This is a genomic window from Acidovorax sp., from assembly GCF_034519795.1.
Taxonomy (GTDB): Bacteria; Pseudomonadota; Gammaproteobacteria; order Burkholderiales; family Burkholderiaceae_C; genus Acidovorax.
Window position 1 is genome coordinate 335,610 of the sequence record NZ_JAXHOB010000001.1, and the last position, 25,120, is coordinate 360,729.

General features: G+C 67.2%; 28 protein-coding genes. 16 read left to right on the top strand and 12 right to left on the bottom strand.

What is annotated here, in order from left to right; all coding sequences use genetic code 11:
• The first annotated feature begins 294 nt into the window (after positions 1-294).
• Positions 295-435, top strand: coding sequence for a hypothetical protein (locus U5N23_RS01560; protein ID WP_322591119.1), 141 nt, complete (start codon positions 295-297; stop codon positions 433-435).
• Between the two features lie 237 nt (positions 436-672).
• Here the strand turns inward: U5N23_RS01560 and gap are convergent, their stop codons facing one another.
• From gap to tkt, 3 genes are all read right to left on the bottom strand, one after another.
• The gene (gene gap / locus U5N23_RS01565; protein ID WP_322591120.1) at positions 673-1,671 is read right to left on the bottom strand and encodes a type I glyceraldehyde-3-phosphate dehydrogenase; all 999 of its coding nucleotides are present in this window, start codon (positions 1,669-1,671) and stop codon (positions 673-675) included.
• Between the two features lie 27 nt (positions 1,672-1,698).
• The gene (locus U5N23_RS01570; protein WP_322591121.1) at positions 1,699-2,403 is read right to left on the bottom strand and encodes a hypothetical protein; all 705 of its coding nucleotides are present in this window, start codon (positions 2,401-2,403) and stop codon (positions 1,699-1,701) included.
• A 152-nt stretch (positions 2,404-2,555) separates the two neighbouring features.
• The gene (tkt, locus tag U5N23_RS01575; RefSeq protein WP_322591122.1) at positions 2,556-4,613 is read right to left on the bottom strand and encodes a transketolase; all 2,058 of its coding nucleotides are present in this window, start codon (positions 4,611-4,613) and stop codon (positions 2,556-2,558) included.
• Positions 4,614-4,749: 136 nt separating this feature from the next.
• Between tkt and U5N23_RS01580 the strand changes: the two genes are divergently transcribed.
• Both U5N23_RS01580 and U5N23_RS01585 read left to right on the top strand, forming a co-directional pair.
• Positions 4,750-5,142 (top strand): S-adenosylmethionine decarboxylase, encoded by a 393-nt coding sequence (locus U5N23_RS01580; protein WP_322591123.1) that lies wholly within the window; start codon positions 4,750-4,752, stop codon positions 5,140-5,142.
• On the top strand, positions 5,139-5,897 hold the full coding sequence (locus U5N23_RS01585) for a nucleotidyltransferase family protein (RefSeq protein WP_322591124.1): 759 nt from the start codon (positions 5,139-5,141) through the stop codon (positions 5,895-5,897). The genes U5N23_RS01580 and U5N23_RS01585 overlap by 4 nt, the downstream gene beginning before the upstream one ends.
• Positions 5,898-5,906: 9 nt before the next feature.
• Here the strand turns inward: U5N23_RS01585 and U5N23_RS01590 are convergent, their stop codons facing one another.
• From U5N23_RS01590 to U5N23_RS01610, 5 genes are all read right to left on the bottom strand, one after another.
• Positions 5,907-6,665 carry a hypothetical protein gene (locus U5N23_RS01590; protein WP_322591125.1) on the bottom strand — a complete coding sequence of 253 codons (759 nt, stop codon included), beginning with the start codon at positions 6,663-6,665 and terminating at the stop codon, positions 5,907-5,909.
• Between the two features lie 125 nt (positions 6,666-6,790).
• A complete protein-coding gene (locus U5N23_RS01595; protein ID WP_322591126.1) occupies positions 6,791-8,506 on the bottom strand; it encodes a flotillin family protein in 1,716 nt (571 codons plus the stop codon).
• A 50-nt stretch (positions 8,507-8,556) separates the two neighbouring features.
• Positions 8,557-9,189 carry a YqiJ family protein gene (locus U5N23_RS01600; RefSeq protein ID WP_322591127.1) on the bottom strand — a complete coding sequence of 211 codons (633 nt, stop codon included), beginning with the start codon at positions 9,187-9,189 and terminating at the stop codon, positions 8,557-8,559.
• Complete coding sequence (locus tag U5N23_RS01605) at positions 9,186-9,851, bottom strand: PspA/IM30 family protein (protein WP_322591128.1); 666 nt, start codon at positions 9,849-9,851, stop codon at positions 9,186-9,188. The genes U5N23_RS01600 and U5N23_RS01605 overlap by 4 nt, the downstream gene beginning before the upstream one ends.
• Before the next feature lies 1 nt (position 9,852).
• On the bottom strand, positions 9,853-10,362 hold the full coding sequence (locus U5N23_RS01610) for a hypothetical protein (protein ID WP_322591129.1): 510 nt from the start codon (positions 10,360-10,362) through the stop codon (positions 9,853-9,855).
• A 148-nt stretch (positions 10,363-10,510) separates the two neighbouring features.
• Here U5N23_RS01610 and U5N23_RS01615 point away from each other — a divergent pair, with 148 nt between their 5' ends.
• Positions 10,511-11,905, top strand: coding sequence for an aminopeptidase P N-terminal domain-containing protein (locus tag U5N23_RS01615; RefSeq protein ID WP_322591130.1), 1,395 nt, complete (start codon positions 10,511-10,513; stop codon positions 11,903-11,905).
• A 44-nt stretch (positions 11,906-11,949) separates the two neighbouring features.
• Here the strand turns inward: U5N23_RS01615 and U5N23_RS01620 are convergent, their stop codons facing one another.
• Positions 11,950-12,855: a LysR family transcriptional regulator gene (locus U5N23_RS01620; protein WP_322591131.1), complete on the bottom strand. Its 906-nt coding sequence runs from the start codon at positions 12,853-12,855 to the stop codon at positions 11,950-11,952.
• Between the two features lie 101 nt (positions 12,856-12,956).
• On the opposite strand from U5N23_RS01620, the gene U5N23_RS01625 reads away from it, so the two are divergent.
• From U5N23_RS01625 to U5N23_RS01635, 3 genes are read left to right on the top strand one after another with little or no spacing between them, the layout of a single operon-like run.
• Positions 12,957-13,511 (top strand): flavodoxin family protein, encoded by a 555-nt coding sequence (locus U5N23_RS01625; RefSeq protein ID WP_322591132.1) that lies wholly within the window; start codon positions 12,957-12,959, stop codon positions 13,509-13,511.
• A gap of 11 nt (positions 13,512-13,522) precedes the next feature.
• On the top strand, positions 13,523-13,726 hold the full coding sequence (locus U5N23_RS01630; RefSeq protein ID WP_322591133.1) for a 4-oxalocrotonate tautomerase family protein: 204 nt from the start codon (positions 13,523-13,525) through the stop codon (positions 13,724-13,726).
• Positions 13,723-14,103 (top strand): nuclear transport factor 2 family protein, encoded by a 381-nt coding sequence (locus tag U5N23_RS01635; protein ID WP_322591134.1) that lies wholly within the window; start codon positions 13,723-13,725, stop codon positions 14,101-14,103. The genes U5N23_RS01630 and U5N23_RS01635 overlap by 4 nt, the downstream gene beginning before the upstream one ends.
• 107 nt (positions 14,104-14,210) lie before the next feature.
• On the opposite strand, the gene U5N23_RS01640 is transcribed toward U5N23_RS01635, so the two are convergent.
• Together U5N23_RS01640 and U5N23_RS01645 are read right to left on the bottom strand one after the other, a co-directional pair.
• A complete protein-coding gene (locus tag U5N23_RS01640) occupies positions 14,211-14,504 on the bottom strand; it encodes a DUF4148 domain-containing protein (protein WP_322591135.1) in 294 nt (97 codons plus the stop codon).
• Between the two features lie 60 nt (positions 14,505-14,564).
• The gene (locus U5N23_RS01645) at positions 14,565-14,858 is read right to left on the bottom strand and encodes a DUF4148 domain-containing protein (RefSeq protein ID WP_145699468.1); all 294 of its coding nucleotides are present in this window, start codon (positions 14,856-14,858) and stop codon (positions 14,565-14,567) included.
• A gap of 311 nt (positions 14,859-15,169) precedes the next feature.
• On the opposite strand from U5N23_RS01645, the gene pyk reads away from it, so the two are divergent.
• Positions 15,170-16,606 (top strand): pyruvate kinase, encoded by a 1,437-nt coding sequence (pyk, locus tag U5N23_RS01650; protein ID WP_322591136.1) that lies wholly within the window; start codon positions 15,170-15,172, stop codon positions 16,604-16,606.
• An 18-nt stretch (positions 16,607-16,624) separates the two neighbouring features.
• Here the strand turns inward: pyk and U5N23_RS01655 are convergent, their stop codons facing one another.
• Positions 16,625-17,359: a phosphatase PAP2 family protein gene (locus U5N23_RS01655; protein WP_322591137.1), complete on the bottom strand. Its 735-nt coding sequence runs from the start codon at positions 17,357-17,359 to the stop codon at positions 16,625-16,627.
• Positions 17,360-17,419: 60 nt separating this feature from the next.
• Here U5N23_RS01655 and U5N23_RS01660 point away from each other — a divergent pair, with 60 nt between their 5' ends.
• The 8 genes from U5N23_RS01660 to U5N23_RS01695 all read left to right on the top strand — a co-directional run bounded on the left by U5N23_RS01660 (position 17,420) and on the right by U5N23_RS01695 (position 25,019).
• Entirely contained in the window at positions 17,420-18,127 is a 708-nt protein-coding gene (locus U5N23_RS01660; RefSeq protein WP_322591138.1) for a response regulator transcription factor, read from the top strand.
• On the top strand, positions 18,124-19,503 hold the full coding sequence (locus tag U5N23_RS01665; RefSeq protein ID WP_322591139.1) for a histidine kinase dimerization/phospho-acceptor domain-containing protein: 1,380 nt from the start codon (positions 18,124-18,126) through the stop codon (positions 19,501-19,503). The genes U5N23_RS01660 and U5N23_RS01665 overlap by 4 nt, the downstream gene beginning before the upstream one ends.
• A gap of 87 nt (positions 19,504-19,590) precedes the next feature.
• A complete protein-coding gene (fba, locus tag U5N23_RS01670; RefSeq protein ID WP_322591140.1) occupies positions 19,591-20,655 on the top strand; it encodes a class II fructose-bisphosphate aldolase in 1,065 nt (354 codons plus the stop codon).
• A 191-nt stretch (positions 20,656-20,846) separates the two neighbouring features.
• Complete coding sequence (locus U5N23_RS01675; RefSeq protein WP_322591141.1) at positions 20,847-21,962, top strand: Re/Si-specific NAD(P)(+) transhydrogenase subunit alpha; 1,116 nt, start codon at positions 20,847-20,849, stop codon at positions 21,960-21,962.
• Positions 21,959-22,672, top strand: a complete 714-nt coding sequence (locus U5N23_RS01680; protein WP_322591142.1) for a hypothetical protein — start codon at positions 21,959-21,961, stop codon at positions 22,670-22,672. Before U5N23_RS01675 ends, U5N23_RS01680 begins: the two co-directional genes overlap by 4 nt.
• A gap of 27 nt (positions 22,673-22,699) precedes the next feature.
• Positions 22,700-23,245 carry a phenylacetic acid degradation protein gene (locus tag U5N23_RS01685; protein ID WP_322591143.1) on the top strand — a complete coding sequence of 182 codons (546 nt, stop codon included), beginning with the start codon at positions 22,700-22,702 and terminating at the stop codon, positions 23,243-23,245.
• Positions 23,246-23,271: 26 nt separating this feature from the next.
• Entirely contained in the window at positions 23,272-23,598 is a 327-nt protein-coding gene (locus tag U5N23_RS01690) for an NAD(P) transhydrogenase subunit alpha (RefSeq protein ID WP_057200753.1), read from the top strand.
• Positions 23,595-25,019, top strand: a complete 1,425-nt coding sequence (locus U5N23_RS01695; RefSeq protein WP_322591144.1) for an NAD(P)(+) transhydrogenase (Re/Si-specific) subunit beta — start codon at positions 23,595-23,597, stop codon at positions 25,017-25,019. The genes U5N23_RS01690 and U5N23_RS01695 overlap by 4 nt, the downstream gene beginning before the upstream one ends.
• Positions 25,020-25,120: the final 101 nt, after the last annotated feature.

Sequence of the window (25,120 nt, forward strand, 5' to 3'; positions counted from 1 at the left end):
CGACCAGGAGACGCTGCTGGTTCAGATGCATTGTTCGTGCAGGGACCTTCAAGCCGCGTAGTCCCTGCCTCAGTTCGCCTGTGGGCCAGGTCTTACATCGGCTTACGTGTCGAGCCGATGCCCGGTCCGCGCAGGCGCAGGAGGTCACCAAGGTCGGTCGGGGCAGGTTCTGGCGAAAGATCCCCTGGCTGCGCGCGGTCTCCACGCCACGCCTTGTGCAATGCCTTGCGAGGCGCCACGACCGTTGTAGAGGCAGGCCTGGTCCGGATGGCGCTTGAGCAGGGCGCGGGTCTGGTGGCAGCGCTTCTCGGAGTCGTCAGGCCTTTCGCGCAGGCCGACTACCGCGAGCTGTGGGAACAGCTCTTCGAGCACATGCAGGAAGCCGGCCACCAGCGCCACCTTGACATCGCGCGCGCCAATGAAACGGCCGATTAGGTAGCCTGCGGTGCGGCCCCGCGGCGCGGTTGTCCATGCCCACGTAGCCCACGCGCTGCGAGTTGCCCCAGTTCCGAGATCTCCGTGACCGCGGGCACGCCGCGATTCGGCCAGCGAGATGGGGCGGGAAGGCCTCTTCGAGCGGGCGCTGCACTGTGGCGCTTGAGGCCGCAGGCACCATTGAAAAAGGCCGGCCACCCCTGTGGGCGGCCGGCCTTTGTCAGTAGCGAGGGCGGCTTACTTGGCCACCACGCGCACCATTTCCAGGCACTTGTTCGAGTAGCCCCATTCGTTGTCGTACCAGCTGACGATCTTCACGAAGGTGCCATCGAGCGCGATGCCGGCGTCGGCATCGAAGATGGAGGTGCGGGTATCGCCGCGGAAGTCGGTAGCCACCACCTTGTCTTCGGTGTAGCCCAGCACGCCCTTGAGCGCGCCTTCGGACTGGGCCTTCATCTCGGCCTTGATCTCTTCGTAGGTGGCGGCGTTTTCCAGTTCCACGGTCAGGTCGACCACGGAGACGTCGCTGGTGGGCACGCGGAAGGACATGCCGGTGAGCTTCTTGTTGAGCGAGGGAATCACCACGCCCACGGCCTTGGCAGCGCCGGTGCTCGATGGGATGATGTTTTCCAGGATGCCGCGGCCGCCGCGCCAGTCCTTGTTGGAGGGGCCGTCCACCGTCTTCTGCGTGGCGGTGGCCGCATGCACCGTGGTCATCAGGCCGCGCTTGATGCCCCACTTGTCGTTGAGCACCTTGGCCACGGGGGCCAGGCAGTTGGTGGTGCACGACGCGTTGGAGACGATGGCCTCGCCCTTGTAGCTCGTGTGGTTCACGCCGTACACGAACATGGGGGTGTCGTCCTTCGAAGGCGCCGACAGGATGACCTTCTTCGCGCCGGCATCCAGGTGCTTTTGGGCCGTGACCTTGTCCAGGAACAGGCCGGTGGATTCGATCACCACGTCCGCGCCGACCTCGTTCCACTTGAGGTTGGCGGGGTCGCGCTCTTGCGTCAGGCGGATCTTCTTGCCGTTGACGATCAGGGTATTGCCCTCTACCGACACCTCGCCCTTGAAGCGGCCATGCACCGAGTCGTACTGCAGCATGTACGCCAGGTACTCGGGCTCCAGCAGGTCATTGATCGCAACGACTTCGATGTCGCTGAAATTCTGGATGGCGGAGCGCAGCACGTTGCGGCCGATGCGGCCAAAGCCGTTGATGCCAATCTTGATCGTCATTTCCAAGGTTCTCCAAACGTTAAGGAATCAGGGTTGACATTGCGCCGCCTGTGCGAATGTCGAGAGGTATCCCAGGCGCTGCACCGAAGGTGTGGGCTGCGTCTGGTAGAAGTAGACACTGGGCTGGTCGAAGGTGGGCACGGCCGTGTCGGCCCCCAGGCACATCGTGCCGTTGGCGTAGCAGCGCAGGTGGAAGGGCGACACGGTGGCCGTACCGGTGGGCGTGGTCAGCAGCTGCGGGAAGCTCTTCTCGGCCCAGTCGAGCACGCAGTCCAGAGGCTTGGAGACGCCCGTGCCATGCATGATGCGCGTCGTGCCGGGCGCACCGTTGCTCAGGGGGATGACCAACTCGGATATCCGCGCACCAGGCTCTTTGGGAGAGAAGCTCACGAGCGTCGAGCAACCCTGGCCCGGTTGCAGAACGGCGTTGCTGCAGCCGTCCGAGCCCGCAGGGATCAGGAAGTCCGTGGGCGAGATGACGGGGCAACCGATGCCCGCGCAGGTCGAGACCCCGGCGCCGCTGGAGATCACTTTGCCCAGTTGCACCGCAGAGCCTCCTCGGTTGAACACGGAGAAATACTGTGTCGCGAACTCGGCATTGAGCGGGATCTTGCCGAAGTTATGGTCTGCCGCCGGATCGGTGATCTCCAACTGGGCGTGGGCCGAAAGACAGGCCAGCGAGAGCAGGGCGGCAGTGGCCAGGGTCTTGCGGGTGAACAGGGTCGGGGTCATGGCAGCTCCTTGGAAGGAAAGTCAATGAAGACGCCAAGCGTGCCGGTCACATGTAACGGCGTCAAGCATGCAAAGAGGCCGCAACGTGCTGTAAGTCACGCGAAACCTCTGCATATTTGCACAATGTTACGTTCCTGCTCCGCCGTGTCCTGTCAGCGGCCGCCCTTGAGCACGGTCTGCACGGTGGCAGCCACGTTCTCTTCGGTGAAGCCGAAGTGCTTGAACAGCACCGGTGCCGGTGCCGATTCGCCGTAGGTGTCCAGGCCCACCACGGCGGCGCAGCCGTACTTCCACCAGCCGTCGGTGACACCCATTTCCACCGCCACGCGGGGGATGCCGGCGGGCAGCACAGACTTCTTGTACTTGGCCTCTTCGCGGTCGAAGGTGGTGGTGCTGGGCATGGAGACCACGCGCACGGCGATCTTGCGGTCGGCCAGCAGGCGTTGCGCCTTCAGGGCCAATTGCACTTCGGAGCCGGTGGCGATGATCACGGCCACGGCCTTCTTCTTGAGGCCCACGTCGGCGGGCTCGCTGAGCACGTAGGCGCCGCGGCTGATGTCGCCCAAGTCGCGCTTGGGTGCATAAGGCAGGTTCTGGCGCGACAGCAGCAGAGCGGTCGGCTTGTCCTTGTTGGTCAGCGCGACGCTCCAGGCCACGGCGGTTTCGGCCGTATCGGCGGGACGCCACACGTCCAGGTTGGGGATCAGGCGCAGGCTGGCGGCGTGCTCCACCGACTGGTGGGTCGGGCCGTCTTCACCGAGGCCGATGGAGTCGTGCGTGAACACGTGGATCACGCGCTGCTTCATCAGCGCGGCCATGCGGATGGCGTTGCGGCTGTAGTCGCTGAAGGTCAGGAAGGTGCCGCCGTAGGGGATGAAGCCACCATGCAGCGCGATGCCGTTCATGATCGCGGCCATGCCGAATTCGCGCACGCCGTAGTTGATGTGGCGCCCGCCGATCTTCTGGCCTTCGGCCACTTCGGTCTGCACCACGTTGCCCTGCATGTCGAAGCGCAGGTTGGGCGTGCTCTTGGTGTTGGTGAGGTTGGAGCCGGTCAGGTCGGCGCTGCCGCCCAGCAGTTCGGGCAGGGCAGCGGTGAAGGCCTCCAGTGCCAACTGGCTGGCCTTGCGGCTGGCCACGGTCTCACCCTTGGTGTGGGCGGCGACCACGGTGTCCACAGCCACCTGGGCGAAATTGGCGGGCAACTGGCCCTGCATGCGGCGCGTGAGCTCGGCGGCCAGCTCAGGGAAGGCGGTGGTGTAGGCGGCAAAGCGCTCGTTCCAGCTGGCTTCTGCGGCCTGGCCGGTGTCCTTGGCATTCCAGGCGCCGTACACGTCTTCGGGGATCGTGAAAGGCTCGTGGCTCCAGCCCAGGGCTTCACGCGTCAGCGCGATTTCCTCGGCGCCCAGGGGTTCGCCGTGGGCCTTGGCAGTGTTGGCGCGGTTCGGGCTCCCCTTGCCGATATGCGTCTTGCAGACGATCAGCGTGGGGCGCTCGGTCTGCTTCTTGGCGTCGGCGATGGCCGTGGCCACCTTCTCGGCATCGTGGCCGTCGATGGGGCCGATCACGTTCCAGCCGCTGGCCACGAAGCGCAGCGGCGTGTTGTCGGCGAACCAGGGGGCCACCTGGCCGTCGATGCTGATGCCGTTGTCGTCGTACAGGGCGATCAGCTTGTTGAGCTTCCAGGCGCCGGCCAGCGACACCGCTTCATGGCTGATGCCTTCCATCAGGCAGCCATCGCCCAGGAAGACGTAGGTGTTGTGGTCCACGACGGCATGGCCATCACGGTTGAACTCGGAGGCCAGCAGCTTCTCGGCCAGCGCGAAGCCCACGGCATTGGTGATGCCCTGGCCCAGCGGGCCAGTGGTGGTTTCCACGCCGGGGGTGATGCCCACTTCGGGATGGCCGGCTGTCTTGCTGTGCAACTGGCGGAAGTTCCTGAGCTCGCCGATCGGCAGGTCGTAGCCCGTGAGGTGCAGCAGCGCGTACAGCAGCATGGAGCCATGGCCGTTGCTCAGCACGAAACGGTCGCGATCGAACCACTGGGGGTTGGTCGGGTTGTGCTTGAGGTGGCGACCCCACAGGGCCACAGCCATGTCGGCCATGCCCATCGGGGCGCCGGGGTGGCCGGAGTTGGCTTGTTGAACGGCGTCCATGGCCAGCGCGCGGATCGCGTTTGCCATTGGTTGGTTTTGCAGGGTGTTGGCCATGGAAAGAGCGGCTCCGGGTGGGGGGAGGTTCAGGGGAAACCCGCTATTTTACCGGTGCCCGCCCGAGCGCCTGTTTCCATGGCGGTAAACACGTTCCTGCGCCCGGGCCGGCAGCCGATGCACTACAGTGCGGCTGATGCAAGGACTGCACCTCACCGCTGATCTCCATGGTTGCCGCTGCGCCTGCGAATGGCTGCTGGATCCCGCCGCCCTGGGCCGCGCCTGCACGGACGCCGTGCGCGCTGCGGGCCTGCAGCCCGTGGGCCAACTGTTCCATGGTTTCCCGGCCACCGCCCAGGGGCCCGGTGGGGTCACGGCCACGGTGCTGCTGGCCGAGTCGCACCTGTGCGTGCACACCTGGCCCGAGCAGCGCGCCGTGACGCTCGACGTCTATGTCTGCAACTTCGGCGCCGACCATTCGGGCCGGGCGCGCGCGCTCATGGATGCGTTGCTGGCGCTGTTCGAGCCCACCCGCGTGCAGCGCCATGCGCTGCAGCGTGGGGCCGTCTCCCATGGGGTGGCAGCATGAGCGCGGCCGCCCAGGTACCCGCCCTGCTGCTGGCCGCCGGCCGTGGCGAGCGCATGCGGCCACTGACCGACTCCACGCCCAAGCCCCTCTTGCCGGTGCAAGGCCAGCCGCTGCTGATGTGGCACCTGCAGGCGTTGGCCGAGGCCGGCGTGGGCGAGGTGGTGATCAACACCGCTTGGCTGGGCGAGCAGATCGAAGCCCACTGCGGCACCACCTTCGGCACGCACCATTCGCGCCGGGGCAACCACCGCATCGAGATCGCCTATTCGCGCGAGGGCCGTGATTTCGGCGGCGCGCTGGAGACGGCAGGCGGCATCGCGCGCGCGCTGCCGCTGGTGGAGTCCGATGTTTTCTGGCTCGCGGCCGGGGACGTGTATGTGCCGGACTTCGTGTTCGATGCCCGGGCGGTGCAGGCCTTCAAAGCCAGCCGGCAACTGGCCCACCTGTGGCTGGTGCCCAACCCGGAGCACCACCCGCGCGGCGATTTCGGTTTGTCGCCCGAAGGCCTGGCGCTGAACCTGCCGGCCGATGACCCGGCGCCGCGCTATACCTACAGCACCATCGCGCTGCTGCATGCCGAGCTGTTCTTCACGCCATGGTGCGACATCCCCGTGGGCAACCCGGGCGGGGTGAAGGCGCCGCTGGCGCCGCTGTTGCGGCGGGCCATGGACGCGGGCCGCGTGGGCGCCTCGCTCTACACGGGACGCTGGACCGACGTGGGCACCCCCGAACGACTGGCTGAACTCAACCGCTGAACACGGGGGTCACTGGCCCGCGCCGCTGGCTGCCGCATGTGCGGGCTGCACGGCAATGGCCGGGCCGTTCTCGCAGGCGCGCAGCAGCCATTCGCTGGGCCGAAAGCGCGCGTCGGGGCCATCGGGCGCGGGCTTGCCGACTTCCGCCTGCACATCGTAGGCAATGGGGGGCACCTGGAACACCGCCATCTGCCCCTTGCGGCAGGCCAAGGCGGGCACCAGCTTGTGCTCCACCCAGCCCTGGGTGTTGCTGTCGAAGCGGTAGACGGGGCCCAGCGTCTGGTCCTGCGCCAGTTCCAGGCGCAGCGGCGTGGTCTGCAGCGCGCTGACCCAGGCGCCGGCAATCTCCACGGGCTGCGCAAAGCGCACGGCTTCCAGTCCATGCAGCGCAACCGGCTTGCCCGGCTCGCCCTTGTCGAAGGGGTCGCTGCGGTTGATGAGGCTACCGGCCGGGATGAGCAGTTCACCGTACTGGAAATCCGCGGGCAGCACGAAGCGCTCCCGGCTGGCGCGCACCAGGGCACCGTCCTGCCGCGCCTGCTCTGTGCGAACGGACAGGTACCACTTCAGGACGATCAGCGCATGGCACAGCACGGCCACGGCGCAGAGGACCTGCAGCGCGCGCCGGGTGAGCATCCATTTCTGTGGAATGTCCACGAAGCGTACGTAGGCGGCATACACCAGCAAGGCCCCCGTCAGTGCCAGTCCCAGCACAGGGAGCAGCAGCGTGAAGATGAAGTTCAACAGGGAGCCGAGCAGGAGAAGCATGGTGCCCGAGTCTGCCACGCCCGTGGCCAGGGCGGCCGGGGCGGCAGGGCCCTGCGTGGCGCACAAGCCACGCAGGCTGGCGGTGGGGCCCGCCAGGCCGTGCTATGCCGCGTGGGGCCGGAGGCTCACTCTGCGGCGTGGCCGGCAGGCGCCTGCGCGGCCTGCGGCGGGCTGCCCAGCATGCCGGCCAGGCTGTGCGCCAGGCCGGTGATGCCTTCGTTGGACAGGCCAGCGTCCTTCATCACTGCGTCGACGATGGGCTTGGCGATCTGGTACTGCAGGGCCGAGTTCATGACCTGCTCGGGGAAGGTGCCCTGGGACCCGCTGCCGCCCTGCTGCCCCGTGCCCTGGCCTCCCGCGCCGCCGGGCAGGCCGCCGACCTGCACGATGCGGATCGAGTCGATCTTCTCCATCGGGCGCACGGCCTGCTGGATGATCAGCGGCAGTTGCTGCAGCAGCAGGGTTCGCACCTGCAGGTCCACCTGGGCGGCCGACAGCGTGTTGAGCGCTTCGTTCAATGCGCGCTTGCCCTCGGCCTCGGCCAGGGCCGCCGCCTGGCGTGCGCGGGCTTCGATGGTGATGGCCTCGGCGCGGTCCAGGGCCGCTTCCTTCTCGGCCGATGCCGAGACCTTGACCGAGATGGCGCTCTGCTCGGCGTCCTTCGATGCCTCGATCAGCTGGATGTTCTTGTCGCGCTCGGCCACGGCCACCTGGCGCGCGGTGTTCACGGCTTCCTCGGCCTTCACGGCCTCGGCGCGCGCCAGGTTGGCGGCGGCATCGGCGTCCGACTGCTCGCGCGACTTGTTGGCGATCGCGATCTGCGTGTCCTGGCGCGCGATCTCCACCTGCTTGCGCTGCTCGGCGCGCTTGGTCTCGGTGTGGCGCTCCAGTTCGATCTCGCGCGTCTGGATCACCAGGTTTTTCTCGATCTCGGCGGCCTTGATCTCGCGCTCGGCCTCGATGCGCTTTTGACTCACCTGGCGCTCGGCCTCGATCTTGGAGGCCTCGGCCTCGCGGCTGCGCTCGGCCTGCTGCGTGGCGATCAGCGCGGACTGCTCGGCGCGGGTGTTCTCGATCTCGCGCTTTTGCGACAGCGAGGCGAACTCCTGGTCCTTCTCGATGGTGAGCTTCTGGCGCGTGGCCTCCAGGTCCTTGGTGCGCACCTGCACTTCGGTGTCCTGCTCCACGTCGTTGCGCTGCTTGCGGCGGGCTTCGGTCTGCTCCGTCAGGCGCGTCAGGCCCTCGGCGTCGAAGGCGTTGTTGGGGTTGAAGAACTGCTTGTCGGTCTGGTCCAGGCTGGTCAGCGACACGGACTCGAGCTCCAGCCCGTTCTTCTCCAGGTCTTCGGCCACGGCGTTCTGCACCGCCTGCACGAAATCCCGGCGCTTGTCCTGCAGCTCCTGGATGGTCATGGTGGCGGCCGTGGCGCGCAGCGAATCCACGAACTTGTCTTCCACCAGCGCCTTGAGCTCCTCAGGGCTCATGGTGCGCGCGCCCAGGGTCTGGGCGGCGATGCTCACGGCCTCTTCGGTCTGCTTGACGCGCACGAAGAAGGCCGCCGTCACGTCCACGCGCATGCGGTCCTTGGTGATCAGGCTTTCCTTGGCGCGGCGCACCACTTCGAGCTTCAGGGTGTTCATGTTCACCAGCACGCGCTCGTGAAACACCGGCAGCAGGATGGCGCCGCCATCCATGATGACCTTCTGGCCACCCAGGCCGGTGCGCACGAAGGCGGTCTCCTTGGTGGAGCGCTTGTACAGGCGCGCAAGGACGATGCCGATGGTCAGCAGCGCCAGCAGGGCAATGGCGGCGATTACGCCCAGTTCGAACAGGTTGGTCATTTCTCGGTGGCTCCCTCGGTTGGTGTTGGTATGGTGATGGGAATCTGCGGCTACATCAAGCCCGGATGCGGGTTGGCAATGCAGCGGTAGAAGGCCCCGGCCTTGCGCACGATGAGGATCTGCGCGCCTTCGTCGAAGACCTCGTCGTCCACGTCGGGCTCCACCATCAGGTAGTGGGTGCGGCCGTGGGCGTCGCGCACCCGCGCCTGCGCGGCCAGGCCCCGGCGCGCGGCCCCGGCCGAGACAATGCCGGCCCGCCCGATCAGCGACATCTCGCTCACGGCCGAGGTTTCATCGCGCGGGATGATGTGGGCGATCAGCGCGCCCAGGCTGCGCACCGTGGCCATGCCGGGTGCCACGGCCACCAGGCCCGCCAGCCACACGGGCAGGTAGCCGCCCAGCAGGCCGTGGGCCACCTTCTGCAGGCTGTAGCCGAAGATGGCATAGCCCGTGAGGAACAGCACCAGCAGCACCAGCGAGGGCACCTTGCCGATGTACAGCCAGCCCAGCACCCGGTCCAGCCCGGTATCGCCGTCGATATCGGGCAGCAGGTCATCGAGCCAGTTGCTCGGGCTCAGCGAGACCAGCATGCCCAGGCCCTCGATCAGCGCGATGCCGACGATGAGCGCAAAGGCCACGCCGAAGGGCCAGGTCTCCGGGGCGGTGAACAGCGAGGTGATCACGGCTGGCCCGTCTTCAGGCGCGCCATGCGCTCGGCGATCTTGTGCTCGCGCACCAGCTCATCGAGCTCCTTGAGCTTGGCGGCCTGGTCCAGTGTGTGGCTGCGGTCGGTGCCCGACAGGCCGGTCTGGCGTGCGTACAGGCGGTCGAAGGCGCCGGTGACGGCGTCCATGCGGCTGGCGGCGCTGCCCGGGGGGGCTGCTGGGGCTTGCGCTGCACTGGCGCGGCTTTGGCGAAAGCCTTCGAGCGCGTCGGCCATCTCGCGCTGCTTGGCCAGCAGGGCGGCCACGTAGCCTGTGAGTTCGCTCTCCTGCCGGGCGAAGTCGGCCAGCGTGGTCTCCAGCACCGGGATCTGCGCCTCGATGTCGAGCTGGCGCGCCACCGCGGCGCGCGCCAGGTCTTCGCGGCCGGCGGCCAGGGCCTGGTCGATCTGCTCGGCGAGCTTGCCGTGCTGCCCGTTGAGGTGGGCATGCTGCTGCTGGGCCAGGTGCCGGTTGGCACTGGTGCGGCCCAGCTCGTGGCGCACCTCGCCGATCACGGTGTCGGCCTCGCGCAGCGACTGCTCCATCACCGCCAGCGGGGCATGGTTCTCCAGGTGGTCCACCAGCGCATGCACGCTGCCGGCAATGATGCGGCCGACACGTGTCTTGAGCGAATCTGCCATCTCAGGCTCCTTTCGAGAGAGGGGAGCGAATGGTCTGGGCCAGCTCCAGGGTTGCGGCGGCATGGCGCTGCACGACGGCCGGATCGTACGCGCTGGCCTGCGCGGTGGTTGCCTGGCGCAGCAGCATCTCACTGAGCGCAAAGCCCCGGCGTACCAGCAGGTCTTCGAGCCGCGCGGCCTCCTGCTCCGAGGCGGGGGCGTTGCTCACGACGATGGCCAGGCAGGTCGTGACATGGTCGAGCATGGCGTTGAGCACGTCCGAATGCCGGCCCGTCTGGCCCTCGGTGCGCACCAGCGATTCGCGCAGCCGGCCCGTGATGTCGCGCGCCCAGGCATGGGCGGCCACGTAGTCCAGCGCACCGTCATGGTGGCGCTTGAGCTGGCCCAGCAGCACGCGCAGCTTGTCGCTGTTGGTGGTTGCGCCCTCGACCTGCAGCTGGGCCAGCCAGAGGTAGAGATCGCTCGGTATGCGTGCGGAGAGGGGCTCCATCGTGGTGGAGGTGGTGACCATGGCGTCCATCCGAAGTGGGGTTGGATGCAATGGTATTCATGTGAATGCGTTTGTCAACAAATCCAGGGTTCGTTGGGTTTTTGGAATTGTTTGCAAGGCGGATGGCCTGTGGCCGCGAGGGGACGTGGATTCGCGATAAAAATGGCGAATGAATTCACTGTCCTCGCATTCCATCTACGCCCAGCGCCGCGCGCGCCTCGCTGCCCAGTTGGGTGCCGGGGGCATCGCCATCGTTCCCACGGCACCCGAGTACCCGCGCAATCGCGATACCGATTTCCTGTACCGCCACGACAGCTACTTCTACTACCTGACCGGCTTTACCGAGGCCGGTGCCTGCCTGGTGCTCACGGCCGAAGGGCACAGCACGCTGTTCTGCCGCCCCAAGGACCTGGAGCGCGAGATCTGGGACGGCTACCGCCTGGGCCCGGAGGCGGCGCCCGGTGTGCTGGCCGTGGATGCGGCCCATTCGAGCAGTGTGCTCGATGCGCAGCTGCCGCGCCTGCTGGAAAACCGCCAGGCCGTGTGGTACCCCTATGCCACGCACAGCGGCCTGGCCGCGCGCGTGGAAGGCTGGCTCAACGCCGTGCGCGCCCGGGTGCGCTACGGCGCCCAGTGCCCCGCCGTGCAGCAGGACCTGTGTGGGCCGCTCGACGAGATGCGCCTCATCAAGGACGCGCACGAGCAGGACATCATGCGCCGCGCAAGCGACATCAGCGCCCGCGCCCACATCCGCGCCATGCAGCGCTCGGCCCGCATGCTGCGCGCCGGCGAGGACGTGCGCGAGTACCACCTCGACGCCGAGCTGCTGCACGCCTTCCGCGATGGCGGCTCGCAGTACCCGGCCTACGGCTCCATCGTGGCGGCCGGGGCCAACGCCTGCGTGCTGCACTACCGGGCCGATGCCGCGCCGGTGCGTGACGGCGAGCTGGTGCTGATCGACGCGGGCTGCGAGCTTGACGGTTATGCCAGCGACATCACGCGCACCTTCCCCGCCAATGGCCGCTTCACCGGGCCGCAGCGCGCGCTGTACGACCTGGTGCTGGCCAGCCAGGTGGCGGCCGTGGACGCCACCCGCGCCGGTGCCCGCTTCAACGATCCGCACGATGCCACGATCGCCGTGCTGGCGCAGGGCCTGCTGGACCTCGGCCTGCTCGACGCCAACAAGGTCGGCAGCGTGCAGGACGTGATCGACAAGCGTGCCTACTTCCCGTTCTACATGCACCGCACCAGCCACTGGCTGGGCATGGACGTGCACGACTGCGGCAGCTACGTGGAGCCCGGTGAGGCCGACCGGACCACCGAGCGCAAGGATCCGCTCTCGGGGGAAATCATCCTCAACCGCCCGAGCCGCGTGCTGCAGCCCGGCATGGTGCTGACCATCGAGCCGGGCCTGTACGTGCGCGCCGCCGAGGGCGTGCCCGCGCAGTTCCACGGCATCGGCATCCGCATCGAGGACGACGCCATTGTCACCGCCACCGGTTGTGAGCTGATCACGCGTGGCGTGCCGGTGGATGCGGACGAGATCGAGGCGCTGATGCGCTGATTCGCGGCTGACGAGGCTGGCACCCGCGCCAGGAACCGCCGCGGCTACACGCTGGCAACGAGGTGGTCGATGAAAGCCCGCATGCGCAGCGGCATGTGGCGCGTCGCTGGGTAGAGGATCGAAAACGGCCGGGAGCGGCCGCCCAGGTCCTGCAGCACCTCCACCAGGGTGCCCTGCCGCAGGTCGTTCTCCACGATGAAGCGGTAGGTCTGCAGCAGCCCCGCGCCATGGCGTGCCAGGGTGGCCACGCCCAGCAGATCATCGGAACAGGTGAGGCTGCCAGCGGTGCCGACCTCGACGTCCTGCCCGTCCTGGCGAAAGACCCAGGGAACCGCCTGCCCGGTACTGGGCAGCAAGAACTGGATGCACTCATGGGACGCCAGATCGGCCAGGCTCCGGGGCCGACCCGCAGACTGCAGGTAACCCGGGGTGGCGACCACGACCAGTTCCGCATCCATCAGCTTTCTTGCGACCAGGCCTGAATCGGCCTGGGCCCGTGCCCGCACCGCCAGATCGAAGCCATCGGCCGTGAAGTCCACATTGCGGTTGCTCAACTGCACCTCGACCTGCACCTTGGGGTAGCGCGCGCGAAAACCCACCAGCGCCGGCAGCACGCGGCAGTGTCCCAGCGTGGTGGGCACGCTGATGCGCAGCTTGCCGGCGGGCTCGGCTTGCGTGCCGGTCAGCTCTCGCTCGGCCTCGCTGAGGCGGTTGAGTGCCTGGCGGCACTGGTCGAAGTAGGTCCGGCCGCCATCGGTCAGGCGGATCTTGCGCGTGCTGCGCACGAAAAGCCGCACCTGCAGGCGCTCCTCCAGCCGCGCAATGGAGCGGCTCACCGCCGCCGGGGTCAGCCCCGCCTCCCGGGCGGCGGCCGTGAAGCTCTGGGCCTCGGCAGCTAGGCAGAAGAGTTCGATGCTTCCGAGCATCACATCGCCAAATTCGCGGGCCATACATTACTCCATGTAATGAATGAAGTGATTGTGGGCCTGTTTATCGATTCGTATGTATTCCATAACCTGGGGCTTCCTCTTTTTGTTGGCAAGGAAGCCCCATGAACCCTCCCATCTCCATCGTTTTCCACAGTGGCTACGGCCATACCCGCGAGGTCGCGAAAGCGGTCGCTGCGGGCAGCGGCGGCATGCTGCTGGCCATCGACGACCAGGGCGAACTCTCCCCAGAAGGCTGGGCGCAGCTCGATGCCTCGCGCGCCATCGTGTTTGGCTCGCCAACCTACATGGCCAACGTGAGCTGGCAGTTCAAGCGCTTCGTGGACGCCAGTTCCGCCGTCTGGGCCCGCCAGGGGTGGCGGGACAAGCTGGCCGCCGGCTTCACCAACAGTGCCGGGATCAACGGGGACAAGCTCAGCACTCTTTACACCCTGTTTTCGCTGTCACAGCAGCACGGCATGCTCTGGGCGGGCACGGCCATGGCGCCCAGCAACACCAAGGCTGCGCTGCGTGATGACCTGAACTACCTGGCCTCCTTCGCCGGCCTGATGACCGCCACGCCCTCCGACGCAACGCCTGACGAGATGGTCGCCGGCGACCTGGTGACCGCCCGGGCGTTCGGCGAGCGCATTGCGCAAGTTGCCGGCCGCATCGACTGAAAGGATTGGCAATGCCTTACGTCCACATCCAGGTCACCCGCGAAGGCGTGACGCGCGAACAGAAGGCCGAGCTCATCGCCGGCGTCACCGAGCTGCTGGTGCGCGTGCTGCACAAGAATCCCGCGACCACGCATGTGGTGATTGACGAGGTCGACCTCGACAACTGGGGCGTGGGCGGCTTGCCCGTGGCCGAGTTCCGAAAGCGCAAGCCATGAGCGCCGCCTCCGATTTCAGCGGCGTCACCGCTGCGCTGCACACCTACTTCGACGGCCTGCACCACAGCGATACCGGCCGGCTGGCGCAGGTTTTTCATCCGCAGGCGATCTACTGCTGCGCCACCGAGGGGGCATTGCTGCACCGGAGCATGGCGGAGTACTTTCCCTTCGTGGACCAGCGCCCGTCACCTGCCAGCCGTGGGCAGGCCCGGCGCGACCGTATCCTGTCCATCGAGTTCGCAGGCCCGGTCACGGCCTTTGCGCGGGTGGAGTGCGCGATTGCGCCGCGCTTCTTCACCGATTTCCTGACGCTGGTGCAGCTCGATGGGCGCTGGCAGATTGTGAGCAAGGTGTTCCACTTCGACGTGGTTGAGTGAAAGCGCTGCATCACCAATGCAAAAAGGCCGGAACCCTCCAGGGGGCTCCGGCCTTTTTGCATGGTGGCAGGATGCTGCTGCGGGGGCAGCAACCCACCCGGCGCGAATTACATCGCGCTGATTTCGCCCGAAGGGATCTGGCCAGTGCGCACGGCTTCGGCCGCAGCGGCACGCACCGCAGCACGGTCAGCCGTCGATTGGTAGGTCACGACGCGCGAGCCTGCTGGCTCGATGCTGCGCGTCTGTGCCACGGTAGCAGCTTCAGCAGCCACTTCGGCGCGGGTGCGGTTCGTGTCGAACTTCAGGGCGAACTGCGAGCCGTCGGCTTCGTCGGCGTGGGCACCGAAAGCGGAGAAAGCAGCCACAGCGGCGATGGAGAGGAAACGTGCCGTCTTGTTCATGGTGATCTCGATTCTTTGTTGGGTTTGACAGGGGGTCAGGTCAGTTCGATTCGGGGCGGCTTACAGAGCGCCGATTTCGCCGGAAGAGATCTGGCCGGTGCGCACCGCGTCAGCAGCCTGGGCACGCACGGCAGCGCGGTCAGCAGTCGACTTGTAGGTCACCACACGCGAACCAGCAGGCTCGATGCTGCGGGTTTGGGCCACGGTAGCGGCCTCAGCGGCCACTTCGGCGCGGGTGCGGTTGGTTTCGAACTTCGTGGCGAATTGCGAAGCATCGGCTTCGTCGGCCTGGGCACCGAAAGAAGCGAAAGCGGCAACAGCGGCGATGGAGAGGAAGCGTGCGGTCGTGTTCATGATGAAATCCTTGGAAGAAAAAAGTGACTCAAAAAACCGGGACAAAACCATTTCGAACCGGGTTCGGTGAGTCGCCTTGCGGGTTCGGCTCATCGATGGGTTGAACTGTACGCCGCAGGTGATCAAAGAAAAACCATCCAGTCGCGAACTGACTGTTCCAGTTTTGGAAACAGTCGTGCGTGTTTTCTGTGGTCGCTGCATCCAGGCGGGTGCCCAGGCGATGGCCCGGCCGGGCTGCTGGTAATCGGCATGTAACCGCTTTCGTGTGAAAATTGAAATTCGATTACATAACCGACGAAAGAGACAAGCCCATGCAAACCCGCCGCGCCACCAAGATCGTTGCCACCCTGGGCCCCGCTTCGAGCGACCCGCAACTGTTGGAGGCGATGATCCGCGCGGGCGTCAATGTGGTGCGCCTGAACTTCAGCCATGGCAAGGCGCAGGACCACATCGACCGGGCCACCACCGTGCGCGCCGCTGCCCAGCGTGCGGGGCGCGAGGTGGCCATCATGGCCGACCTGCAGGGTCCCAAGATCCGCGTCGGCAAGTTTGCCGAGGGCAAGGTGCAACTGGTGTCGGGTGCCCCGTTCGTGCTCGATGCCTCGCGCACCGAGCCCGGTGACAACGATGGCGTGGGGCTCGACTACAAGGAGCTGCCGCGCGACGTGAAGGCCGGCGACGTGCTGCTGCTCAACGACGGGCTGATCGTGCTCACCGTGGATGCCGTGCGCGGCGAAGAGGTGCACACCACCGTCAAGATCGGCGGCGAGCTGTCCAACAACAAGGGCATCAACAAGCAGGGCGGCGGTCTCACGGCGCCCGCGCTCACGGCCAAGGACATGGAGGACATCCGCACCGCGATGAGCTTCCAGGCCGACTACGTGGCTGTGAGCTTTCCCAAGAACGCGACCGACATGGAGATGGCGCGCCAGCTGTGCAACGTGGCGGCGTCCGAGTTCCGCCACAAGCCGGGCCTGATCGCCAAGATCGAGCGCGCCGAAGCCATCCCGCACCTGGAGGCCATCCTGCGCGTGAGCGACGGCATCATGGTCGCGCGCGGCGACCTGGCTGTGGAAGTGGGCAATGCGGCCGTGCCAGCGCTGCAAAAGAAGATGATCCGCATGGCGCGCGACCTGGACAAGGTCGTGATCACCGCCACGCAGATGATGGAGAGCATGATCACCAACCCCGTGCCCACGCGCGCCGAGGTCAGCGACGTGGCCAACGCCGTGCTCGATGGCACCGATGCCGTGATGCTCAGCGCCGAAACTGCGGCTGGCAAGTACCCGCTGGAAACGGTGATGGAGATGGCCACCATCTGTGCCGCCGCCGAGGCCGCCGAGGACCACCCGCTGGACGCCGACTTCACCGGTCAGACCTTTGGCCGCATCGACCAGTCCATCGCCATGGGCGCGCTGTTCACGGCCCACCACCTGGGCGCCAAGGCCATCGTGGCCATGACCGACAGCGGCGCCACGGCGCTGTGGATGAGCCGCCACCGCATCCACATCCCGATCTACGCGCTCACGCCCAAGGTGGCCACGCAGCGCAAGATGGCCATGTACCGCAATGTGCGCCCGCTGCTGATGGACACCAGCGCCGACCGCGACACCGCGCTGGAGCAGGCCGAAGGCCACCTCAAGACGCGCAACATCGTGCAAAAGGGCGACGTCTACGCCATCACCTGTGGCGAGCCCATGGGGGCGCCGGGCGGCACCAACATGCTCAAGATCTGCCGCGCCAGCTGAGCGGCCCGCCGGGCCTTGTCAGGAGGCCGCCGGTGCGGTGTGCGCGGCCGGCTGCCCGAAGCGCCCGCGCAGCAGGCTGGCCCCGATGTCGCACATCCACGCCGCCGCCCAGCACAGCCAGCCCGACCACAGGGTGTGGCTCATGAAATGCGCGCCTCGGGCCTGCTGGGCCAGGCCCAGCAGCAGCCCGGATGCCAGCGAGGCGGCCAGGCAAATGCGTGCGGCCTTGGGCTGCGCACGCAGCAGCGCGAAGTAGCCGCCGACAAAGGCGAATCCGGCCGAGGCGTGGCCTGCCGGAAAACACCGCCCACCGCCGCCATCCACCAGTCCCCACGCCCAGTGCGAGGTGTAGCGCGCCACGCCACCGAACTCGGTCATGTCCCAGGGGCAACTGGTGTTGCTCAGGTTCTTGGCGATGCTGACCGCCGCCAGGGCCAGCAGCGTGCTCACGGCCCATTGCAGGCGCTCGCCCGTGTCCAGCCTGCGCAGCACGCCCAGCGGCCACCACACGCCCAGCGCCAGGAGGAGCACCAGCAGCCAACCCAGGCGGCGCGCCCCCTCATGCGCCACGTGCACGAAGAACCACTGTTCACGCAGCGGAAAGCCCGATGCACTGCCGAACAGGCGGGCGAGCAGTGGGTCCTGGCCCAGCGCATCCCACAGCGCGATCAGCGCCAGGGCCGCCAGGGTCCAGAGTGCCCGGTGGCGTTGGCGGTGGGAAGGCTGCGGGTGGAGAGCGGGCGGCAAAGGCATGGCGCGACGATAGAAGCGGGCTCTTAAGGCCGTCTTAAAGTCCGCAGGCACAATCCGCGCATGCGAATCCTTGTCGTGGAAGACGATGCCGGCATTGCCAGCGGCCTGCGTACCAACCTGCAGCAGCGTGGCTATGCCGTGGACCTGTGTGATCGCGTGGCCGGTGCCTGGGCGGCCCTGCGCGCCGAGCGCTTCGACGCCGTGCTGCTGGACCTGGGCTTGCGCGACGGCGATGGCAGCGAGGTGCTGCGCCGCCTGCGCACCAGCCCGGCTGCCACGGCCGGCGCACAGGCCGCAGTGGCGCTGCCGGACCCGGCCACACCGGTGCTGATCCTCACGGCGCGCGACCATGTCACCGAACGTATTGCGGGCCTGGACCAGGGGGCTGACGACTACCTGGTCAAGCCCTTCAACGTGGACGAACTCGAAGCCCGGTTGCGCGCCATGCTGCGCCGTGCCACGGGCCGGGCCACGCCCACGCTGCGCCATGCCGACATCGAACTCGACCCCGGAGCGCGCACGGTGCACCAGGCCGGGCAACTGGTGGAGATGTCGCCGCGCGAGTTCTCGGTGCTCTGGGTGCTGATGGATGCGCGCGGGCGCGTGCTGTCACGCCCGCAGATCGAGGAGCGCCTCTACAGCTGGGACATGGCCATCGAGAGCAATGCCATCGAGGTCTACATCCACCACCTGCGCCGCAAGCTGGGGAGCAGCTGCATCCAGACCATGCGTGGCGTGGGCTACTTCATGCCGCAGGGAAATACATGAAGGCCCTGGGTCGGCGCCTGCTGCGAGGGGCGGGGCGTCCCTCGCTCACGCGGCAACTGCTGCTGTGGTCGCTCGGGGCCCTCATTTCGGTATGGGCCAGTTTCGTGTACCTGGGATACCAGACAGGCATCCACGAGGCCGATGAGCTCACCGACGGCCATCTGGCCGGCGTGGCCGCGCTGCTGCTGAACCTGCAGGTGGCGGGCGAGGTCGATGCCGCCAACACCACCCAGCGCGCTGCCATGCCGTGGCTCAAGGCGCACGATTACCAGCAATCCATCAGCGTGGTGCAATGGGACGCCCGGGGTCGGCTGCTGACCCACATCGGAAGTGCGCCGCTGCCGCCCTTCAGTGCCGCCGAAGGATTCTCCAACCTCTCCCTCGGTCCGAATGCCACGGCATGGCGCAGCTTCGGCCAATGGTCGTCGGACCGCAGCCGCAAGATCTCGGTGCTGCTGGACCTGCGCGAGCGCGACGACCTGGCCGAGGACATCGCCGAGCAGATGGTGGAGCCGGGCCTGTGGCTGCTGCCCGTGGTCGCACTGGCACTGGGTCTGGCGCTGTGGCGTGGATTGCGGCCCTTGTACGACCTGTCCAGCGATGTGGCCAGGCTCGATCCTGCCAATGCCGGGCGGCTGACGGCGCGCCATGCCTGGAGCGAGTTCGAGTCGGTGGTGGCCTCCATCAACACCTTGCTCGAACGCCAGCAGGCCATGCTGGCGCGCGAGCGCCGCCTGGCCAATGAGGTGGCGCACGAGCTGCGCACGCCGCTGTCGTCCATCGCGCTGCAGGCCAGTGCGCTGGGCAAGGGGCTCGACGCGGATGGCCAGGCCCAGGCGGTGGCACGCATCGGACAGGACGCGCTGCGCGCAGGCCATGTGCTCAGCCAACTGCTGGCCCTGGCACGCGCCAGTCGGGCCGAGCTGCACGACGCCAAGGCGCCGCTGGACCTGGTGGACATCAGCCGGGCCGTGTGCGCGGACTACGCCCAGGCCGCCTGGCAGCGGGGCGACGAGATCGCGCTGGCAGGGCCCGAAACGATGGCCGTGCTGGGGCACCCCGTGCTGCTGGACCTGGCGCTGCGCAACCTGATGGAAAACGCCCTCAAGCACACCCCCGAGGGAACGCACATCGCCGTGCAGATGGGCTGGACCGATGCCGGTGCCGCGTGGCTCCAGGTCTGCGACGACGGGGCCCGCAATGCGGGTGCGGAACGCACCGTGGCGCCTGCCGACAGCCTGCACCTGGGCCACGAGATCGTGCGCCGGGTGGCCGAGGTGCATGGCGCCACTTTTGGCGCCATGTCCGCGCCTGCGCCCTTTACCACCTGCTACCGGCTGGAATTTCCTACAACCTCTGCGGCGGCGGGCGGGTAAAATCGCAGGTTACCAAGCGGTTACCAACCGCGCACTGCCTGCCCCCAAGGCCCCAGGCGCCCCTCAACCTGAACGGACCCCACGACCATGCCTCTCGTCTCGATGCGCGAACTGCTCGACCACGCCGCCGCCCACAGCTATGGCATCCCTGCCTTCAACGTCAACAACCTGGAACAGGTCCAGGCCGTGATGGCGGCCGCCGACGAAGTGGGCGCACCGGTGATCCTGCAGGCCAGCGCAGGCGCGCGCAAGTACGCCGGCGAGCCCTTCATCAAGCACCTGATCCAGGCCGCCGTCGAAGCCTTCCCGCACATTCCCCTGGTGATGCACCAGGACCACGGCACCTCGCCCAAGATCTGCCAGGGCGCCATCGACCTGGGCTTCGGCTCGGTGATGATGGACGGTTCGCTGATGGAAGATGGCAAGACCCCCTCGTCCTTCGAATACAACATGGAAGTCACCCGCAAGGTCGTCGACATGGCGCACAAGGTCGGCGTCACCGTCGAAGGCGAGCTGGGCTGCCTGGGCAACCTGGAAACCGGTGAAGCCGGCGAGGAAGACGGTATCGGTGCGGAGGGCAAGCTCGACCACAGCCAGATGCTCACCGACCCCGAGGAAGCCGCTGTGTTCGTCAAGGCCACCCAGCTCGACGCCCTGGCCATCGCCATCGGCACCAGCCATGGCGCCTACAAGTTCAGCCGCAAGCCCACGGGCGACATCCTGGCCATCAGCCGTGTCAAGGAAATCCACAAGCGCATCCCCAACACCCACCTGGTGATGCATGGATCTTCTTCGGTGCCCGCCGAGCTGCTGGCCATCATCAACCAGTACGGCGGCAAGATGAAGGAGACCTACGGCGTGCCCGTCGAGGAGATCCAGGAAGCCATCAAGTACGGCGTGCGCAAGATCAACATCGACACCGACATCCGCCTGGCCATGACCGGCGCGGTGCGCAAGTTCCTGGCCGAGAACCCCGACAAGTTCGACGCGCGCGAATGGCTCAAGCCCGCCCGCGAAGCCGCCAAGCAGGTCTGCAAGGCGCGCTACCTCGAATTCGGTTGCGAAGGCCAGGGCAGCAAGATCAAGGGCCTGAGCCTGCAGCAGGTGGCCCAGCAGTACGCCGCCGGTACGCTGGCCCAGGTCGTGCACTGACCCGGTCCCGCCCCCGCAAAGCCCGCCAGCCCTGCGCTCGCGGGCTTTTTTCTGGCCCGAAGTGTCTCCTTTGCGATGGGGAGTTCCCTCTACATCAGGCGAAAGCGGCAGGCAGCAAAGTTTCTTCATGTAAGCTCATGGTCAGCAAGTAAGTAATTCCACTGACCTTACCCCCTGAGCAAGGAGACGACATGCTGATTGGTGTGCCTGCAGAGTCCATGGCCGGAGAGACCCGGGTCGCGGTGACGCCCGAGACGGTCAAGAAACTCAAGGCCCAGGGCCATACCCTGCGCATCGAGGCCGGTGCCGGCATCGCCGCCAGCGTCACCGACGCCGCCTACGAGGCTGCCGGTGGTGAGATCACCGATGCCGCAGGTGCCTGGGGCGCCGACCTGCTGCTCAAGGTGCGCTGCCCCTCCGAAGCCGAGACGCCACGCCTGCGCGCAGGCAGCACGCTGGTCGGCATGCTCAACCCCTTCGATGCCGCCGGCCTGCAGCGCCTGGCCACAGCTGGCGTGACGGCCTATGCGCTCGAAGCCGCGCCGCGCACCACGCGCGCCCAGAGCATGGACGTGCTGTCTTCCCAGGCCAACATCGCCGGCTACAAGGCCGTCATGATCGCGGCCGACCGCTATCAGCGCTTCTTCCCCATGCTGATGACGGCGGCCGGCACCGTGAAGGCCGCACGCGTGGTGATCCTGGGCGTGGGCGTGGCGGGCCTGCAGGCCATTGCCACGGCCAAGCGCCTGGGCGCCGTGATCGAGGCGTCGGACGTGCGCCCCAGCGTCAAGGAGCAGGTCGAGTCGCTGGGCGGCAAGTTCATCGACGTGCCCTACGAGACCCAGGAAGAAAAGGACGCCGCCGAGGGCGTGGGCGGCTATGCCCGCCCCATGCCGCAAAGCTGGCTGGAGCGCCAGAAGGCCGAGGTGGCCAAGCGCGTGGCGCAGGCCGACGTGGTCATCACCACCGCCCTGATCCCCGGCCGCGCCGCCCCCGTGCTGGTGACCGAGGAGATGGTCCAATCCATGAAGGCCGGCTCGGTGATCGTCGACATCGCCGCGCCCCAAGGGGGCAATTGCCCGCTCACCGAGCCTGGCAAGACGGTGGTCAAGCACGGCGTGACGCTGGTGGGCGAGACCAATCTGCCGGCCCTGGTGGCGGCCGATGCCTCGTCGCTGTACGCACGCAATGTGCTCGACTTCCTCAAGCTCATCATCAACAAGGAAGGTGCCCTGCACATGGACCTGCAGGACGACATCGTGGCCGCCTGCCTGATGGCCCACGAAGGCACGGTGAAGCGCGCATGAGGGCGCTGCTGCCCCGCCTGCTGGCCGCTGCGGCGGCGCTGGCGGTTCTCGCCGCCTGCGCACCGATGCCTGCCGGCCCGGCCGAGTTCAGCGCCGGGCGCACGCGCGTGGTGCTGCCATCTTCCGCCTGGGAGGACCTGGGAAGTTTCGACGAGACCCTGTTGGTCCTGCCACCACCTGCCAATGTTCCCCTGCAGACCCGCGCCGTGGCGCTGCGCGGCACCCGCAACGAGGTGCTGGCGGTGATGCTGGTGCAGTCCCACCAGCGCAGCGACCCGCGCGACCGCGCGCTGTGGACGGCCTCCTGTGCGCAGGAGCAGGGCCTGTGGGTGAAGGATGCCGCTGCCGACAGCCCGGTGCGCGTGGATTGCCTGCGCTTCAAGCGCTGGGCCCACACCAGCGACCGCTTCATGGACAAGGCCCACCCGGGCCTGGTGCGCTGGATCGGTGAGCGCGGCGTGGCGCTCACGCAGCCCTACTCGCATGTGAACTACCGCTATGCCACCGAGGGCGGCGCCTACATCGAGGTGAATGCCCTGGTCGACCTGCGCCTGCTGAAGCTGCCCGCAGGCAATACGCCCGACTACCTGCGCGCTGGCTTGCCTGCCGAGGTCTGGAGCCAGCAGATGGCCCGGGCGGCGCGCGTGAGCGTCGGCATGCTCGATGGATTCCTGGCCGTGCCGCCGTTCCCCGCTGCACTGCCGCAATAAATAAAAAAGCCAAGGGAGGTACGGAACATGGGGACCATTTTGCAAATCCTGGGCCTGGTCATCACTTTCACCATGGCCATGGAGGCGCTGCGGCGCTTCGGCATCGACGTGGGCTGGCTCAACCCGCTGACCTTCTTCCACCGGCGCGCCTGGCGCAAGAAAGTCACGACACCACCGCTCTACGCGCTCGACCACCCGGTGGACGTGGTCGCCGTGCTGGCCCTGGCCACGGTGCAGACCACGGGCGCCATCACCGTGCCGCAAAAGACCGGCGTGCAGGCGCTGCTGCGCGAGCACCTGGCGCTGACCGATGGCGATGCCGGCAGCCTCTGGGTGGCCAGCGCGCACCTGCTGCGCAACCGTGCCCTGGCGCTCTCCGAGCTGCCCGAGGTGCTGGCGCGCAGCGCCGACAAGTTCACCGATTACCACGTGCAAACGCTCAAGACCGTGATGCGATCGGCAGCTCTGATCGAGCCGCCGATCAACGCGGCCCAGCAGCAGCTGATCGACGCTGTGGATGCCTATTTCGCCAAGAAGAATGCCGCCAAAGGCCCCTGGTCTGCCGGAACCTAACGCCAATTGAAGAAGGACACCTTTCCATGGATGCCGTCTCTCCCACCCTCATCAACCTCATCATCTTCGTGCTGGCCATCTACGTGGGCTACCACGTGGTCTGGACGGTGACGCCCGCGCTGCACACGCCCCTGATGGCCGTGACCAACGCCATCTCGGCCATCGTCATCGTGGGCGCCATGCTGGCCGCTGCGCTCACCGAGACCACGCTGGGCAAGAGCATGGGCGTGCTGGCCGTGGCACTGGCTGCGGTCAACGTGTTCGGCGGCTTCCTCGTGACGCGCCGCATGCTCGAGATGTTCAAGAAGAAGGAAAAGAAAGCCGCCCCCAAGGCTGAAGGAGGCCAGGCATGAGCATGAACCTCGTCACGCTGCTGTACCTGGTGGCCAGCGTCTGCTTCATCCAGGCGCTCAAGGGGCTGTCGCACCCCACGACCTCGATCCGCGGCAATGTCTTCGGCATGACGGGCATGGCGATTGCCGTGCTCACCACCGCCGCACTCATCGTCGAGCTGTCGGGCGGCAAGGCGCAGGGCATGGTCTACGTGCTCGGGGCCCTGGTGGTCGGCGGCGCGGCCGGCGCCATCATGGCCAACCGGGTCGAGATGACCAAGATGCCCGAGCTCGTGGCCTTCATGCACAGCATGATCGGCCTGGCAGCGGTGTGCATCGCCGTCGCCGTGGTGGCCGAGCCCTGGGCCTTTGCCATCGTGCCCAAGGACGCGCCCATCCCCGGCGGCAACCGCATCGAGCTGGCGCTCGGGGCTTTCATCGGTGCCGTCACCTTCAGCGGCTCGGTGATCGCCTTCGGCAAGCTCTCGGGCAAGTACAAGTTCCGCCTGTTCCAGGGCGCGCCCGTGCAGTTTGCGGGTCAGCACAAGCTCAACCTGGTGCTGGGCCTGGCCGTGCTGTTCTTCTGCTTCGGCTTCTGGCATTCGCAAAGCTGGATCGACATCGTGCTGGTGATCGCGCTCGGCTTCATCCTCGGCGTGCTGATCATCATCCCCATCGGCGGCGCCGACATGCCGGTGGTGGTGTCCATGCTCAACAGCTATTCGGGCTGGGCGGCGGCGGGCATCGGTTTCTCGCTCAACAACTCGATGCTGATCATCGCCGGCTCGCTGGTGGGCAGCTCGGGCGCGATCCTGAGCTACATCATGTGCAAGGCCATGAACCGCTCGTTCTTCAACGTGATCCTGGGCGGCTTCGGCGGTGACGCCGCCACGGCGGCCGGCGGCGCCCAGGAGCAGCGCCCGGTCAAGAGCGGCAGCGCCGACGATGCGGCCTTCGTGCTCGGCAATGCCGAGACCGTGGTCATCGTGCCCGGCTATGGCCTGGCCGTGGCGCGCGCGCAGCATGCGGTCAAGGAGCTGGCCGCCAAGCTCACCGAGAAGGGCGTGACGGTGAAGTACGCCATCCACCCGGTCGCAGGCCGCATGCCCGGCCACATGAACGTGCTGCTGGCCGAGGCCGAGGTGCCCTACGACCAGGTGTTCGAGATGGAGGATATCAATGGCGAGTTCGGCCAGGCCGATGTCGCCATCATCCTCGGCGCCAACGACGTGGTGAACCCCGCCGCACACACCAAGGGCAGCCCCATCTACGGCATGCCCATCCTGGAGGCCTACAAGGCCAAGACCGTGATCGTCAACAAGCGCTCCATGGCGGCAGGCTATGCCGGCCTGGACAACGAGCTGTTCTACATGGACAAGACCATGATGGTTTTCGGCGATGCCAAGAAGGTCGTCGAGGACATCGGCAAGGCCATTGAGTAATCCTTCCCCGCGGCGAGAGACCCTTTGGGTGCTACGGCAAAAGCCCTGCGGCCTAGGGGAAACTAACCACCCACGGAACCCGCACCGGCAGAGACAATGCC